Below are 14,987 nucleotides of genomic sequence, written 5' to 3' on the forward strand. Positions count from 1 at the left end.
CGCTACCCGATGAGCTTCGTCAGCCAGGTCGGGTCGGAATAGTTCACCGACGCGGTGCCGTCCCACACGAACGGTGTCGAATTGGCGTTGAGCCCGGACAGCGTCGCGTACCCGGCCGCGGACTTCGCCTTGCCTGTGCCGACGTCGTCCCCGGACTTGATGCACGTCAGCACGTCGGCGTCCGCGCCGATGTTCTTGGCCAGTTGGGCCAGTTCGCCGTCGGTGCGGTCCTCCGCGGCGTCCTCCGCCGGCTGGAAGTTGCTGGCGAACAAGCCCGAATAGAAGGCGGTGTAGGTCTTGGCGTCGTTTTGCGCTGCGACGCAGTACGACGCCGCCACCGCCCGGGTCGAATAGTTCTTGCTGTGTGACTTGTCGTCGAGGAAGTCGAGCAGGTGGTAGCGCACCGCGAGCTTCTTGTTGTTCACCGCGCTCTCGATGTCACCCGCGTTCGACCTGATGAAACTGCCGCAGGGCGGGCAGATGGGTTCGTTGAACACGTCGATGGTCATCGACGCCGCCGAGCTGCCGACGAACACACCGTCATCGAGGACCCGGAGCGCGACGGCATCCGGTGCTGGCGGCGGCTTGGTCGGCTCCGGCGGCGACGCCGACTCCCAGGGCCGAACGACGGCGAGCGCCACGCCCACGGTGGCCACCAGGGCGGTGGCGGCGACGCCCACCCACAGCCAAGGCTTTCTGCTGCGCCGCGGCGGCTGGCCCCATGGCGGCGCCCCGGCGATGCTGGGAGTCCAACTGGGGGAACCGGCCCAGCCTGTCGGCTGGGGCACCGGACCCCCGGGCGGTGGCGGCGCCGACCACATCGGACCGGACGAAGGGGCGTGCGCCGGGGCGGCCTGGGCGATTCCCCCGGGCTGCTGGCCGGCGAACGCCGCCGGCATCCGCGCCACCTGGCTGCGCGCCAGGATGTCGGTGGCCCGGTCCTGGTCTGGTTCGGCCAGTGCCGCGTAGGCCGCCGCCGACAGGTCACCGCAACTGGCGTAGCGGTCCGCGGGATCCTTGGCCATGCCGCGGGCGATCACCGCGTCGAAGGCGACCGGGATGCCGGGCCGCGCGGCACTGGGCCGCGGGATCGCCTGGTGCAGGTGGGCACCCATCACGCTGATCTGGTCGCCGGTATACGGCGGGGATCCGGTCAGGCACTCGTACAGCACGCAGGCCAAGGCGTAGATGTCGGCCCGATGGGTGACCTCGGAGTCGCTGAAGCGCTCCGGGGCCATGTATTTGACGGTGCCCACGGTGGTGCCGATCTGCGTCAGCTTTTCGTCGGCGGTGGCGCTGGCGATTCCGAAGTCCACGAGGTAGGCGAAGTCGTCGCCGCTCACCAGGATGTTTTCCGGCTTGACGTCGCGATGCAGGACGCCGGCGGCGTGCGCGGCGTCGAGCGCCGAGCCGATCTGGCGCACGATGGCCACCGCCCGGGGCGGGGACAGCGGCCCGTACCGGCTCAGCATGGTGGCCAGGTCCTTGCCGTCGATCAGACGCATGTCGACGTACAGCTGGCCGTCGATCTCGCCGAAGTCGTGAATGGGGACGACGTGCGGTTCCTGCAGCCGGCCCGCGGTGCGGGCCTCGCGCTGCATGCGGGAGCGGAAGACCGGGTCGGTGGACAGCGTCTGCGACATCAGCTTCAGCGCGACGGTGCGTTCCCGGACCGTGTCCTCGGCCTCATAGACGTCGCCCATGCCGCCGCGACCGATCAGCCGCCGCAGCAGATATGGCCCGAACTGCGAACCCTCCCGCGAATCCGCGGTCGTGTCACCCATCCCGACTCCTCAGTCACCGACCGTGCGCAGGCATAAGGCTAAGGTTTCACAGGCCACTGGGCACGGCGAATAGCGAAAGCCAGCTAATTGGGCAACGCGGATTAACGGAGTTCGTCGTCACCGTTGGTGCGTTCGGTCAGCCCTTCGCGGGACAGGGCGCGGACGAATCCGAACGCCTGCATCCCGGCGGGGCCGGGGTTTTCGGTGATCCAGTCGTTGATCTTGCCGAACGCGTTGGCCAGGTCATCGCGCTTGACGCGGACCAGATAGGTCATCCTGTCGTCGTCCGGATCGTCGATGGATTCGGCGACGGCGACGGGATTCTTGAAGGCGTACGCGATCCCGTGTACGGCGTCGTGGTTCAGCGCCCATTGAAGTTCGCTGGGCCGCAGCCGGTTGACCGCCAGATTGCGGTAGTCATGGTCGTCTTTTGAGCTGCTCACCTGGCCGATAGTCCTCCTCTGTGTGGCTCGAGAAAGTGGACGGCGAGGAATTGAAAATGATGCCGCGCAGGCGATTCGATACGAGTGCGCAACCGGGCATTTCCATCATAGGAAGCGGTCCCGTCGGCTGCATGTCGAGCGGAATCAGCGGCGATATTTCAAGAACAGGTAACCGTCGCAAGCCAGCGCGTGTTCGAGGCGCATCGTCACCGGTGCGGGCAGCGACGACGGGGTGAGACGTTGGCCCACCGGCTGGCTGGCGGCGAGTTTGGGCGCCAAAGTCACGCAGATCTCATCGACGGCGTCGGCTTCCACCAGCTCGTCGAGCACGGTCGGGCCGCCCTCGCACAGGATGCGGTGCAGCCCCCGCGCGCGCAGCAGCGCGCCGGCCCGCGCCACGTCGACGGATTCTTCGCCGGCCACCAATACGTGCCGCCCACCGTCGCCGAACTCGTCTCGCGCCGCCGCTGCGTGCGCGCACGTCACCACGATCGGTGGCTGGTCGGGGTCGCCGAACAGCCTCGACGGGAGCCGGCCGCTGCGGCTGATCACCGCGATCGGGGGCGGTGCGGTCCGGGCCGGGTCGAGGAGCCGCACCGGGCCGTAGTTCTCGGCGCGCGCGGTGCCGGCGCCCACCAGGACGACGTCGGCGAAGCCGCGCAGGGTTTTCAGCAGCTGTTGGTCGATGGGACACGACAGCGGACCGGCTCGACCGCCGAAGGCGGCCGCGCCGTCGGCGCTGAAGATCATGTTGGCGCGCACGCCCGGCGGGGGATCGGCGTAGAACGATGCGAGTTCGGTGATGCCGGCGACGGTGCCCACCCGGGGGATCACTGCTACGCCTCGTGGCCGGGTTCCAGATGCTGAACGTCGCTGAATGACACCCAGCTTTCCAGTTCCCGCGGGGGCCGGCCGTCCACCGGCGCGAGCAGATGCCCTACGTGGTCACCCAGCGTGAAACGCTCGAGAATCTCGCCGACGAACCATGCGGCCGCGTCGTCGAGGATGGGCATCCGCGCCGGACCGCTGTGCCACGAGCAGCGGTCGAACTTGTTGATCTTGTCGCCGGTTTGGCTGCCGAACAGCTCGACGATGTCGAGGTGCTCGTGGTCGAACACGTGCACCGCCAGGTGAGTCGCCTCGGTGGCGACCCGGAATGTGTGGTTCTTCCGGGACAGACCGACCAGAAATCGGGGTGGGTGAATGCTGGTCTGGCTGGCGAACCCGACCAGGCAGCCCGCCGCGACGCCGTCGGCCCGCGTCGTGACGACGTACATCGGGTAGTTCAGCACCGCGACCAGCTTTTCGAACGCGTCTTCTCCCGGGTCGGCCATCCGGTCAGTGTTCCCGTTGGGCCCGCGGGGGAATCGGGCGGTGCCCCTAGGCCTGGCAGCAGGGCTCGTCGGTGGTTTCTCCGAAGGTGTCGGAGTCCGCGATCACCGTGTAGACCTCCCAGCGTTCCCCGCCGGGACCGGTGACCCAGACCTTGTCCTGGCTGGCGAAGCAGCAGGTGGTGTTGAGCTCCTCCTCGGTGACCAGCCCACCTTCGGCGAGGCGGGCGATTTCGGCGTGCACGGTGTCACTGGTGGCGACCTCCACGCCGAGGTGGTTGAGGCTGCCGCCGTGGCCGGGATTCTCCAGCAGCACCAGCTTCAGCGGGGGCTCGGCGATCGCGAAGTTCGCGTATCCGGGTTTGACCTTGGCCGGTTCGGTGCCGAACAGCTTGGAATAGAAGGCGATCGCCTGGCCGAGGTCGTCGACGTTGAGGGCGAGTTGCACACGAGACATGAGGTGTCCTTTCTTTCGGTGCGGGGCTATGGGGTGGTGGGCAGGAGTTCGGCGATCAGCGCCTCGACGCGGTGGGCGATGTCGTCGCGGATGGCGCGCACCGTGGTGAGCGGCTGGCCGGCGGGGTCGGGCACGTCCCAGTCGCGATAGGACACTCCCGGAAAGTACGGGCAGGTGTCACCGCAGCCCATGGTGATGACGACGTCGCTGGTTCGCACGTCGTCGCCGGTGAGGATTTTCGGGTCGGCGGCGGCGATGTCGATGCCTCGTTCGGCCATGGCGGCAATCGCAACGGGGTTGACCTCGTCGGCGGGTTGCGTTCCGGCCGAGCGGACTTCGATGCGGCCGTCGGCCATCGTGCTCAGCAGGGCGGCGGCCATCTGTGAGCGTCCGGCGTTGTGCACGCAGACGAACAGGACGCTGGGTTTACCGGACATCGGCGCGGGTCCCTCGGGTCGACTCGGCCGGGAACAGCCGGGCGCGCAGCGCAAGCGAAACGTAGACCAGCCCAACCAGCACGGGCACCTCGATCAGTGGTCCGACAACCCCGGCGAGGGCTTGCCCCGACGTGGCGCCGTAGGTCGCGATGGCCACCGCGATGGCCAGTTCGAAGTTGTTCCCGGCGGCGGTGAATGCCAGCGTGGCGGTGCGGGCATAGCCGAGCCGCAGCAGCAGGCCGAGGCCGTACCCGCCCGCCCACATGATCGCGAAGTAGGCCAGCAGCGGAATGGCGATGCGGGCCACGTCCCCCGGCCGGGACGCGATCGCATGGCCCTGCAGCGCAAACAGAATCACGATGGTGAACAACAACCCGTACAGCGCCCACGGCCCGATGCGGGGGATAAACCGCATCTCATACCAGTCGCGGCCCCGGATCCGTTCGCCCAGCCGCCGAGACAGGTACCCGGCGAGCAGCGGGATGCCGAGGAAGATGAGCACCGCCTTGGCGATCTGCCATGGCGAGACGTGGATGCCGGTTTGGGGCAGGCCCAACCACCCGGGCAGCACCGATAGGTAGAACCAGCCCAGGGCGGCGAACATGACCACCTGGAACAGCGAATTGAGTGCGACCAGCACGGCCGCTGCCTCGCGGTCCCCGCAGGCCAGGTCGTTCCAGATGATGACCATCGCGATGCAGCGGGCGAGCCCGACGATGATCAGGCCGGTGCGGTACTCGGGCAGATCCGCCAGCAGCGACCAGGCCAGCGTGAACATCACCGCGGGACCGATCACCCAATTGAGCAACACCGAGGACACCATCAGCTTGCGGTCGGCGGTGACCTCGTCGAGCCGGTCGTAGCGGACCTTGGCCAGCACCGGATACATCATGACCAACAGGCCGACCGCAATCGGCAGCGAAACCCCTTGCACCGCAACCGCGCTCAGCGCCGTTCCGAGCCCGGGAACGATGCGTCCAAGCAACACGCCAGCGGCCATCGCCGCACCGATCCATATCGGCAGGAACCGGTCCATGACAGGGAGCCGGGCCGTTGCCGCGGCTGCGGTGGACGTCGGCGTGCTCATGGCTTCAAGACCGACGAAAGTTGCTGCAGCGCGGCGGGAATCACCCAGTAGTACACCCAGGTGCCGCGTCGCTCGCAGTCCAGCAGCCCGGCCGAGCGCAGCAACTTGAGGTGATGGGAAATCGTCGGCTGCGAAAGGTCGAAGGTCGCCGAAATCTCGCAGACGCAGGCCTCGCCGCCGGGGTGGCTGGCGATCAGGCTCAACAACCTCAGGCGCACGGGGTCGCCCAGGGCTTTGAACATCGTCGCCAGCTCGGCGGCCTGGGACTCGGCCATCGCGGCCGTCCCCAGGGTCGGGCAGCATGCCACCTGTTGATTCGACATTCTTCTATATAAGCACTTATCGAATCAGCGCGCCACCCTCACTTCGCGCGGACGAGCCGAATCGCGTAGGCGGCGACGCCCAACCCCAGCACCGTCACGCCCGACAGCACCGACGAGGGCGGCATCGCGAACGCCAAGACGACACACCCGACCAATCCGAGCACCGGGATCGCGCGGTGCGGGCGGCCCTCGTCGGGCTCGAGGGTGAACGCGGAGGCGTTGGCCACGGCGTAGTAGATGAGCACGGCGAACGAGGAGAACCCGATGGCGCCGCGCAGGTCGGCGGTCGCGGCCAGGACCGCCACCACGAGGCCGATCAGCAGTTCGGCGCGGTGGGGGACCCCGAACCGCGGGTGCACGCTTGCGAGAGCGTGCGGCAGGTGGTGGTCACGGGCCATGGCCAGCGTGGTCCGCGAGACGCCCAGGATCAGCGCCAGCAGGGAGCCCAGTGCCGCGACGGCAGCCCCCACCTGGACGACGGGAACCAGCCAGGCCGTCCCGGCGGCCCACACCGTGTCGACGAGCGGCGCCGTCGCCTGACCGAGGCGCCGCGGCCCGAGCACCGAGAGCGCGGCCACGGCCACCAGCGCGTAGACGGCCAGGGCGATGGCGAGGGCGAGCGGTATCGCGCGGGGGATGGTGCGCGCCGGGTCGCGCACCTCCTCGCCCAGGGTGGCGATGCGCGCGTAGCCGGCGAAGGCGAAGAACAACAGCCCCGCGGCCTGAATCACCCCGCCGACGGTGGTCCCCGCCGGGCGGACGTGTACCGCGTCGCCCGCTGCGGACGTGAACGCGGCGACGACCACCGCGGCCAGCACGGCGAGGACGAGCGCGACGATGACGCGGGTCAGCCAGGCCGACTTCCGCACCCCGGCGTAGTTCACCGCGGTCAGCGCCACCACGGCGGCTACGGCGACCGGGTGCGCGTGCGCGGGCCACGCGTAGGAGCCGATGGTCAGGGCCATCGCGGCGCACGAGGCGGTCTTGCCGACGACGAAGCCCCACCCCGCCAGGTATCCCCAGAAGTCGCCCAGCCGCTCGCGGCCGTAAACATAGGTGCCGCCGGAGGCGGGGTAGCGGGCGGCCAGGCGCGCGGACGAGGTGGCATTGCAGTAGGCCACCACCGCGGCCACCGCCAGGCCCAGCGGCAGGCCCGAGCCCGCGGCGCGCGCGGCCGGGCCGAGCGCAGCGAAGATCCCGGCGCCGATCATCGAGCCGAGCCCGATCGTCACCGCGTCGAACAAACCCAGGCTTCGGCGAAGCTCGCCGGAGTTCTTGTCGGCCAATCGGTCTCCTCACCGCGCACGCAGCGGCCAACCTATCAAAATAGTTTGATGTAATGTCTGCTGGGATGGCGGCGAGCAAGACGGCGGTTCCGTCGCTGATGCGAATGGCGTCGCACCCGGTGCGCTGGGCGCTGCTGACCGAATTGGCGGGCAGCGACCTCCGGGTGCGGGAACTGGCTGCCGCCGTCGACGAGCCGCAGAACCTGATCTCGTATCACTTGGGGCTGCTGCGCTCGGCCGGCCTCGTCGACGCACGGCGCAGCAGTTTCGACGGTCGCGACACCTACTACCGGCTGAACCTGACGGGCTGCGCGGGGGCGTTCCGCGAGTCGGCCCTGGCGCTGCACCCGGCGCTGGCGCCGACTCCTGCCGCCAAGCCGGCGGCGCGCTCGGTGCTGTTCCTGTGTTCCGGCAACAGCGCGCGCTCGCCGATGGCCGAGGCGCTGCTTCGGCGACGGGGCCAGGGCCGCATCCGCGCCGCCAGCGCCGGCAGCCATCCCAAACCGCACCTGCACCGCGACGCGATTCGCATCATGCGCGACCGGTACGGGGTCGACCTCGCAGCGCAGCGGCCGCAACCGTTGACCGCGGTGGCGCGGCGTCGCTTCGACTGCGTGATCACGCTGTGCGACAAGGTCCGCGAGTACGCGCGCGGCCACCACCTGGCGACGACGATGCACTGGAGCCTGCCCGATCCGTCGGCCGGCGGCTACCGCGAATTCGAGAGGGTGGCAAGCGAATTGGACGAGCGCATCGACTTCCTCCTGCCCGTTCTCGACGCTTACCCGCGGGGGCGATGACGTGTCGCTCGCTAGGCGTGACTTCTTCAAGTGGGGCGGCCTGGCCGCGCTCGCCGCTAGCGGGGGCGCGTGCGCACGGCCAGCTCCACCCGGCGCCAAGGCCGATTACACGCTGCGAATCGGCACGGGGGCAGTCGAATTGGCGCCTGGTCACGTCGTGTCGACCCTGACCTACAACGGCCAGTTTCCGGGCCCGCTGCTGCGCTTCAAAGAGGGTCAGCGGACGACGGTGGACGTCTTCAACGACACCGATTCCCCCGAGCAGCTGCACTGGCACGGCCAGCACGTCGGCGTCGACGTCGACGGCTCCGCCGAGGAGGGCACGCCCTACATCCCCGCGCACGGCATGCGGCGGATTTCCTTCGTCCCCGGCCCGGCGGGCTTCCGCTTCTACCACACCCATGTGGTGCCGCGATCCGACCTGTCCCGCGGTCAGTACACCGGACTCGTCGGCCCCGTCTACATCGAGCCCAGGCAGAACCCCGGGGCCTATGACCAAGAGGTCTTCCTGACGCTGAAGGAATTCGAGCCCGCGTTCAGCCGCGGCGGCGACATGGCCAGTGAATTCCTGGCCGGCGACGAGGACCCGGAGCTCAAAGCCAGGGGGGAGTCGTCGATGGCGGCCTCGCTGGCCCGTGGCGAACCCCGCGGCTTCGAGGTCGGCTACGGCGCGTTCGCCGTCAACGGCCGGATGCTCGGCCACGGCGATCCCATCCGCGTGCGGACCGGCGAAAAGGTTCTGCTGCACGTCCTCAACGGCAGCGCCACCGAGACCCGCAGCTTGGCGTTGCCCGGGCACACCTTCAACGTGGTTGCGCTGGACGGCAATCCCGTTCCCAACCCGGCGCCGGTGCCCGTGCTGTGGCTCGGTGCGGCCGAACGCATTTCGGCGGTGGTCACCATGGAGAACCCCGGGGTGTGGGTGCTGGGCGACCTGTCCGACGATGACCGCGGCCACGGCATGGGCGTCGTCGTCGAATATGCCGGGCGCGGCGGGGATCCGCAGTGGGCGACGCCCCCGCCGTCCAAGTGGGATTACCGGCTGTTCGCGCCGCCCAACCCGGCGCCGGCCCCGCCACCCGATCACACCATCGAGCTGCTGATCGAGAAGCGCAACGCCGCTGACAACGGGTTCAACGTGTGGACGTTCAACGGCACACCGTTTTCCATGGACACCAACCAACCCGTGCTCAATGTGCAGCGCGACAAGCGCTACCGGCTGCGCTTCCGCAATGCCAGCGACGACTTGCACCCAATGCACCTGCACCGGCACACATTCGAAATCACCCACTTCGCCGGCACGCCGACGGCCGGCGTGCGCAAGGACGTCGCGATGCTGGGTGGCTACCAGAGCATGGACGTCGACTTCGTCGCCGACCAGCCCGGCCTGTCGCTGCTGCATTGCCACCAGCAGATCCACATGGATTACGGGCTCATGCTGCTGCTCAACGGCGCCTGATCTCAGCCGAGCGGATTGTTCTCCCGCACACCGCGATACATGCCCCAGCGCACGATCCACGGCATCACCACCCGCTCGACCGACCACAACGGAAATCGGAACGCGTGCCCGGTGGGCAGAAACACTTCCAGCCCGTCGGGTTGGATACCCACCAGCGAACCCCACCGCCGCGTCGGCGCACGGTAGGTCTCGAGCCGCCCGCCGCTGAGTTCGGCCCGGACATTGCGGGCCACGAACGCATCTCCGCGGTTGCGGGCCGAGCTCCGCAGCGGATCGGTCGCCGCGACGTCGCCGACCGCGAAGACAGCCGGGTGCCCCGGGACGCGCAGTTCTGGGGTCACGCGTACGAACCGGTCCTCGTTCAGCAGCTCGCGCGGCAGCCAATCGGTGTTGGGGCGCACCCGCCCGATCGCCCACAGCACGGCGTCGGCGTAGGCCGGGGGTTGTCCGGTGCTCCAGGACACCGGGTCACCCGTGATTTCGTCGCCCGCGAAGGCGTCGGGCAGGACGGCGCGGTGGCCGGGGTGGATGCCCACGCCCAGGGCGGTGAGCCGGCCGCGAATCCGGTCCCAAATTCGTGGGTGGTACTCACCCAAGGCGCGCGATCCGGGGAAGTACAGGTCGATCCGCTTGTCCGGCCACGTGGTGGCCATGTTGAGCGCGCTGCTCACCGCCGCCGCGCCGCCGCCCACGACGACGACGGAACCGGCGGCCGCCAGCCGGTCGTGCGCGGCGCGCAGCTCCGCCCCGACCTCCGTCGCCGATTGCAGCGTCGGCCGGCGCCAGAAGCCGTTACTGACCCCGGTCGCGATGATCAGCGCGTCGTACTCCTCGGCGAGCTCCGCCCCGTCGGCGCGTTTGCCCAGGACGGTGCGGGCGGCCAGGTCCACGCTGGTCAGCCGGGCCTGCACCGTCCGCACCCGGTCCAGGCGCCGGAACCGGTCGAACGGAATCCAGTAATCGCGGGCCCAATCGTCCGGGCGCGAGAGCCGAACGCCGAGTTCCTGGCCGCTGACCAGCGCGGGCTTGACGGAGATGCCGACGACGTCGGCGTGCCCGGACAGCCGGATCGCGGCCAGGACACCCGCGTCTCCAAGCCCGGCAATGACGACACGCTTGCGGTTCATGTCGCTATCCTGCCTGGCATGAAGTTTTCGACCACGCGCTGATCGATCGATTGCCAGGAGCACGTGAGTTGATCGCCACCGAGATGCAGCGGCCGATGCACCCGCGCGCGCGTGCCGCGTTGCGCGCCGCCGTGCGCGCGTCGGCGCCCCGGCCCGACGCCGCCCGGCGGGCTGCCAAGGACTTCGAGAAGCCGGGCCTGGCGGCGGTGTGCGCGGAGATCCGGTGGGCGTTCACCGCGCCCCGCACGTGGCTGATGGGGGTGGTCGCCAACATCATCTTCGCCGCGGCATGGCTACTGGTGCAGCCGCTGACCATCGGCCGCCACCACACCGACTGGGTGATTTTGATTGGCACCTACTTTTCATCGTGGGTGCTGGCCGACGTCACCACCACCAACCTGTTCGGCGCCGATCACTATCGCGTCCTGGCGGGCCTGTCCGACGGCATGCCGTTCTGGCGAATCCTGCTGATCAAGAACCTCGCCCTGCTTGCGATCGTCGGGCTGCCCACCTTGCTGGCGGCCATGGCGTTGACGCTGTGCCTGGAAACGCCTGGGCGGCTGGGGATCACGATCCCTACCGTCGCCGTGCCCATCGTTTCCTGGCTGGGGATCGGCAACCTGATCTCGGTGCTGCATCCGGTCAGCGTCGAGCCGCTGATCCGGCGCTGGCGGCAGCGCGGCAACCGGCGCCGCACGGGCAGCTGGCTGACGGTGCTGACCCTTCCGTACGCGCTGTACTACATTGCCGACCCGATGAACGGGGTCGAGCACAAGGTGCTTTGGACGAAGCTCCCCGCGATGATCTGGCCGGTGTTCGGTCGCGACACCAAGAGCTTCGTGCACCTGGCGATAGCCGTGGGCGTCTGGGTCTTCGGCACGGCCACCGCGGTGTGGTGGGTGCGCAAGCGCGGGTTGACGATCAGGTGATCGGTCCGGCCACTTTGGGCTTGATCTCCTCGATCACCCACTGCGCGTAGTCGAGGTATTCGTCGACGCCGCCGACGGCGGGGATGGGTACGGCGCTGACCGTCACGCCCTGGCCGGCGAGCCAGCCCAACCGGTCGACGATCTCGTCGGCGCTCATGCCGGGCCGTCCGGCCGGGTCGTCGCGTGCGACGTGTCCCTCACCGACCCGGTTCGTGCTCAGCCCGTACATCACCTCGAACGGCCGGCCGTCATAGCACGGCTGGGATTTGAGGTAGTCGAGCCTGTCGGCGATCTGTTCGGGTGGCGTCAGGAACGGCCACCAGCCGGACGCGTACCTGGCCGCCCTGCGCAGCGCGGCATCGGCGTCTCCGCCGATCCAGATCGGAAGGTGGGGCTTTTGAACCGGTTTCGGCTCGAACGCGATGCCGTCGAACGACACGTAGCGGCCCTCGAATCGCGGGGTGTCACTGGTCCACAGCTCCACGATGGCCGCCAGGTATTCGTCGGCGATGCGTCCCCTTTCGCCGAACGGCACCCCGAGGAGCTCGAATTCCCTTGCCAGCCAGCCGACCCCGAACGTAACCATCATCCGGCCCCCGCTCATCCAGTCCGCGGTGGCCAGCGCCTTCGCCAGGGCGATCGGCTGGTGCAACGGCAGGATGGTGACGCAGGAATTGACGGCGACCCGGTCGGTCGCGCCGGCGATGTAGGCCTGGGCGGCCGTCGAGTGCAGGTAGTGCGGCCCGGACAGCTCGACGTGCTCGGTGGGGATGACGAGATGTTCGGGGACGGCGATCATGTCGTAGCCCCACCGGTCGGCGCACTTGACCATGCGGGTCTGGTCGGGCCCCGTGACCGCGGCCTCCCAGGGTTGCGTCATCGCCGGCAGGCGCACCATGTGGGGCAGGGGGAACGCGAATTTCATGGTGGTTTCCTCCAAAGCCCATCACGCATGCCCGGGGACCGGCTGTATCCCTTGCGACCATCGCCCACCACACTGCATCCCGCCCAGCGGTCCGCGTCAAACAGATCCTCGTCGCGGGTTGTTAACCTTGCGCCGTGGCCTCCGAACCGGACCCTACCGGCCAGTCGAAGGCGGCGCTTGCCGCCACGAGTTGGGCGCTGCTGGGCATGATGTCCTACGAGGAGGAGGTCTCCGGCTACGACCTGAAAAAGTGGATCGACTGGAGCGTCGATCTGTACTACTGGAGTCCGTCGTATAGCCAGATCTACACCGAGCTGAAGAAGCTCGAGGGGCTGGGCCTGGTGACCTCACGCGTTGAGCGCGACGAGGGCCCGCGCAGCCGCCGGCTCTACAGGATCACGCCGGCCGGGATGGCCGCCGTCACCGACTGGACCAACAACGCCCCGGTGGACCCCCCGGTGCTCAAGCACAGCGTCCTGCTGCGGGTGACGTTTGGTCACCTCAGCAACCCGGCCCGGCTCAAGGAGCTGCTCGCCGAACACGTCGCCTACGCCGAGGCCAGGCACCGCAAGGCGGTTGAGGACGCCGACGGCGCCGAGGCCCAACCCGCATGGGCGTATTCGGTGATCGCGCTTCGCTGGGCGGCCAAGTACTACGCCGCGGAGCGCGAATTCGCGCTCGAACTGATGAAGGACATCGACGGGGCGGACGCCATTCTGAAGAAGGCGGCGAAGGGGGGCTTCGGGCAGCCGCGCCCGATGCCCGGCTACTGGCGTGAGGTCGAGAAGCAGGTCGAGGCCAAACGCAAAGCGGACTGATCCTGATGGCGGCGACCCGCTTCGCCCGGCCTCGCCGCCCTCGCGATCGCCGCTAGCGCGTCGCGTCCCGCGCCGCCGCATCGCGGGCCGCGATGAAGCCGTACACCAGGCCCTGCGCGATCGTCGCCCCCGCGCCCGGGTACGTCGTGCCGAACGCGTTGGCGGCGGTGTTGCCGATCGCGTACAGGCCGGCGATCACGCTTCCATCCTCGCGGAGCACCCGTGCGCGCTGGTCGGCCTTCAGTCCGCCGCACGTGCCCAGGTCGCTGAGCACCATCTTCACGGCGTAGAACGGGCCGTTGACCAACGGGCGCAGATTGGGGTTCGGCTTGATCGTGGGGTCGCCGTAGTAGCGGTCGTAGGCGCTGCGCCCCCGGCCGAAGTCGGGATCCTCACCGGCGGCGGCGTTTTGGTTGAACCGCGTCATCGTCTCGCGGAATTCCGGCACCGACACGTTCATCCGGGCACCCAGCTCGCCGAGGTTGTCCGCACGCACCGCGATGCCCGCGTCGTACCAGGCTTGCGGGATGCGCATGCGCGGGAACAGTTCGGCGCCAAAGACATAACTGTTGCGGTACTGCTGGTCGAACACGATCCACATCGCGTCCACGGGGCTGCCCGACCGCTCCAGCTCGAGCAGCCGCTGGCCGAACGACATGTAGTCCGCGGACTCGTTGGCGAATCGGTGGCCGTTTTGGTCGACGATGAGGCTTCCGGGCAGTGAACGTTCGGCCAGCATTACCGCCGGCGCCTTGCCCGGCAGGGGCGCGATGGCGGGAAACCACCAGGCTTGATCCATCAAAGCGATATCGGCGCCGAATTCCTGCCCCGCGCGAATGCCGTCGCCCGTATTGGATTGGGCCCCCAGGCTCAGATTGGCGCCCAGCGACTCGGACTGGAACTTCCACCGCATGTCCATGCTGTGGTCGAAACCGCCCGTTGCCAGCACCACTGCGCGCCGGGCGGTGATCGTCACCTCGCGCCCGTCATGGTCGACGACCGCGCCAGTCACCCGCTGCCCGTCGCCTTGCAGGCGGACGAGCGGGCAGTCGGTCCACACCGGGATGCCGGCGCGCAGCACCCCCGCGAACAGCCCGGCCATCAGACCCTGGCCGCCCGCTGCGTAGCGCCGACCGATCAGCCTCCCGCCGAAGCCCTGGGCCACCCGCTTGCCGAACGTCGGGATGCCCTTGCGCGGCACCCGGGCCACGAGGTTCATCCACCGGTAGTCGGCGCCCGTCGTCGGTATCGAGACACCGGCCTCGAGCACGCCGGGGCGCAAGCGGGCGCGGTACCGGCCGAGGATCGAGGTGTCGAACGGGTGGCATTCGCACGTCCGGCCCGCCGCGCTGCCACCCGGCTCCTCGGGGTGGTAGTCGGAGTAGTCGCGGGCCCAGAACAGCCGCAGCGGGGTCGCTCGGCGCAGCATGTCGACCGTCGCCGGGACGTGGGCCACGAATTCGGCCGATCGCTGTGGCGGGGCCGAACCCGCCACCACCGAGTCCAGATACGCGACGGCGCGCTCGGGGGAGTCCCCGGCGCCGGCGTCTCGCAGAATGGGACTGACGGGTAGCCACAACGCGCCGCCCGACCGGGCAGTGGACCCGCCCACGTACGACGACTTCTCCACGATCAGCACCGACAGCCCGAGTTCGTGGGCGGCCAGTGCCGCGGCCATGCCGGTCCCGGACCCGACCACCAGCAGGTCGACCGTCATATCGGCCACGGGTAGCCCGGCGGGGATCGTCGCGCTCTGGGGGTTCACGCGCAAAACCGTATGC

14 protein-coding genes and 1 pseudogene are annotated in these 14,987 nt (G+C 69.1%); 4 read left to right on the forward strand and 11 right to left on the reverse strand.

The annotated features are described in order from the left end of the window. Window positions 1-2: 2 nt before the first annotated feature. The 8 genes and pseudogenes from A5756_RS15160 to A5756_RS15200 form a co-directional block, all read right to left on the reverse strand. A complete protein-coding gene (locus A5756_RS15160) occupies window positions 3-1,784 on the reverse strand; it encodes a serine/threonine protein kinase PknE (protein ID WP_066953632.1) in 1,782 nt (593 codons plus the stop codon). A 101-nt stretch (window positions 1,785-1,885) separates the two neighbouring features. Beyond that, window positions 1,886-2,227: a hypothetical protein gene (locus A5756_RS15165; RefSeq protein WP_066953634.1), complete on the reverse strand. Its 342-nt coding sequence runs from the start codon at window positions 2,225-2,227 to the stop codon at window positions 1,886-1,888. Between the two features lie 144 nt (window positions 2,228-2,371). Continuing rightward, window positions 2,372-3,061 carry a pyrimidine reductase family protein gene (locus tag A5756_RS15170; protein ID WP_082960040.1) on the reverse strand — a complete coding sequence of 230 codons (690 nt, stop codon included), beginning with the start codon at window positions 3,059-3,061 and terminating at the stop codon, window positions 2,372-2,374. A 2-nt stretch (window positions 3,062-3,063) separates the two neighbouring features. Further along, complete coding sequence (locus A5756_RS15175; protein ID WP_066953643.1) at window positions 3,064-3,561, reverse strand: flavin reductase family protein; 498 nt, start codon at window positions 3,559-3,561, stop codon at window positions 3,064-3,066. A 46-nt stretch (window positions 3,562-3,607) separates the two neighbouring features. Continuing rightward, window positions 3,608-4,015, reverse strand: a complete 408-nt coding sequence (locus tag A5756_RS15180) for an ArsI/CadI family heavy metal resistance metalloenzyme (RefSeq protein WP_066953645.1) — start codon at window positions 4,013-4,015, stop codon at window positions 3,608-3,610. Between the two features lie 26 nt (window positions 4,016-4,041). Beyond that, window positions 4,042-5,539, reverse strand: a pseudogene (arsB, locus tag A5756_RS15190) (ACR3 family arsenite efflux transporter). Beyond that, window positions 5,536-5,862, reverse strand: a complete 327-nt coding sequence (locus A5756_RS15195; protein WP_066953654.1) for a helix-turn-helix transcriptional regulator — start codon at window positions 5,860-5,862, stop codon at window positions 5,536-5,538. The pseudogene arsB and the gene A5756_RS15195 overlap by 4 nt, the downstream one beginning before the upstream one ends. A gap of 38 nt (window positions 5,863-5,900) precedes the next feature. Continuing rightward, complete coding sequence (locus A5756_RS15200; RefSeq protein WP_066953656.1) at window positions 5,901-7,148, reverse strand: APC family permease; 1,248 nt, start codon at window positions 7,146-7,148, stop codon at window positions 5,901-5,903. A gap of 53 nt (window positions 7,149-7,201) precedes the next feature. Here A5756_RS15200 and A5756_RS15205 point away from each other — a divergent pair, with 53 nt between their 5' ends. Further along, window positions 7,202-7,948: an ArsR family transcriptional regulator gene (locus A5756_RS15205; RefSeq protein WP_231989155.1), complete on the forward strand. Its 747-nt coding sequence runs from the start codon at window positions 7,202-7,204 to the stop codon at window positions 7,946-7,948. 1 nt (window position 7,949) lies between these two features. After that, window positions 7,950-9,407: a multicopper oxidase family protein gene (locus tag A5756_RS15210; protein WP_066953660.1), complete on the forward strand. Its 1,458-nt coding sequence runs from the start codon at window positions 7,950-7,952 to the stop codon at window positions 9,405-9,407. 2 nt (window positions 9,408-9,409) lie between these two features. Here A5756_RS15210 and A5756_RS15215 read toward each other — a convergent pair whose 3' ends face one another. After that, on the reverse strand, window positions 9,410-10,534 hold the full coding sequence (locus A5756_RS15215) for an FAD-dependent oxidoreductase (protein WP_066953662.1): 1,125 nt from the start codon (window positions 10,532-10,534) through the stop codon (window positions 9,410-9,412). Window positions 10,535-10,617: 83 nt separating this feature from the next. On the opposite strand from A5756_RS15215, the gene A5756_RS15220 reads away from it, so the two are divergent. After that, window positions 10,618-11,463 carry a hypothetical protein gene (locus tag A5756_RS15220; RefSeq protein ID WP_369817359.1) on the forward strand — a complete coding sequence of 282 codons (846 nt, stop codon included), beginning with the start codon at window positions 10,618-10,620 and terminating at the stop codon, window positions 11,461-11,463. Here A5756_RS15220 and A5756_RS15225 read toward each other — a convergent pair. Next, window positions 11,456-12,388, reverse strand: coding sequence for a TIGR03619 family F420-dependent LLM class oxidoreductase (locus A5756_RS15225; protein WP_066953664.1), 933 nt, complete (start codon window positions 12,386-12,388; stop codon window positions 11,456-11,458). The genes A5756_RS15220 and A5756_RS15225 overlap by 8 nt on opposite strands. Window positions 12,389-12,522: 134 nt before the next feature. Here A5756_RS15225 and A5756_RS15230 point away from each other — a divergent pair, with 134 nt between their 5' ends. Next, window positions 12,523-13,206, forward strand: coding sequence for a PadR family transcriptional regulator (locus tag A5756_RS15230; RefSeq protein WP_066953666.1), 684 nt, complete (start codon window positions 12,523-12,525; stop codon window positions 13,204-13,206). A 52-nt stretch (window positions 13,207-13,258) separates the two neighbouring features. Here A5756_RS15230 and A5756_RS15235 read toward each other — a convergent pair whose 3' ends face one another. Next, on the reverse strand, window positions 13,259-14,971 hold the full coding sequence (locus A5756_RS15235; RefSeq protein WP_156659550.1) for a 3-ketosteroid-delta-1-dehydrogenase: 1,713 nt from the start codon (window positions 14,969-14,971) through the stop codon (window positions 13,259-13,261). Between the last annotated feature and the right edge of the window lie 16 nt (window positions 14,972-14,987).

Source organism: Mycobacterium sp. 852002-53434_SCH5985345, assembly GCF_001667155.1.
Lineage (GTDB): Bacteria > Actinomycetota > Actinomycetes > Mycobacteriales > Mycobacteriaceae > Mycobacterium.

Bases quoted from the DNA above. Each gene is read 5' to 3' on its own strand.
- A5756_RS15160 (WP_066953632.1), bottom strand. From the start codon at position 1,784: ATGGGTGACACGACCGCGGATTCGCGGGAGGGTTCGCAGTTCGGGCCA.
- A5756_RS15175 (WP_066953643.1), bottom strand. From the start codon at position 3,561: ATGGCCGACCCGGGAGAAGACGCGTTCGAAAAGCTGGTCGCGGTGCTG.
- A5756_RS15180 (WP_066953645.1), bottom strand. From the start codon at position 4,015: ATGTCTCGTGTGCAACTCGCCCTCAACGTCGACGACCTCGGCCAGGCG.
- A5756_RS15195 (WP_066953654.1), bottom strand. From the start codon at position 5,862: ATGTCGAATCAACAGGTGGCATGCTGCCCGACCCTGGGGACGGCCGCG.
- A5756_RS15205 (WP_231989155.1), top strand. From the start codon at position 7,202: ATGTCTGCTGGGATGGCGGCGAGCAAGACGGCGGTTCCGTCGCTGATG.
- A5756_RS15215 (WP_066953662.1), bottom strand. From the start codon at position 10,534: ATGAACCGCAAGCGTGTCGTCATTGCCGGGCTTGGAGACGCGGGTGTC.
- A5756_RS15220 (WP_369817359.1), top strand. From the start codon at position 10,618: ATGCAGCGGCCGATGCACCCGCGCGCGCGTGCCGCGTTGCGCGCCGCC.
- A5756_RS15225 (WP_066953664.1), bottom strand. From the start codon at position 12,388: ATGAAATTCGCGTTCCCCCTGCCCCACATGGTGCGCCTGCCGGCGATG.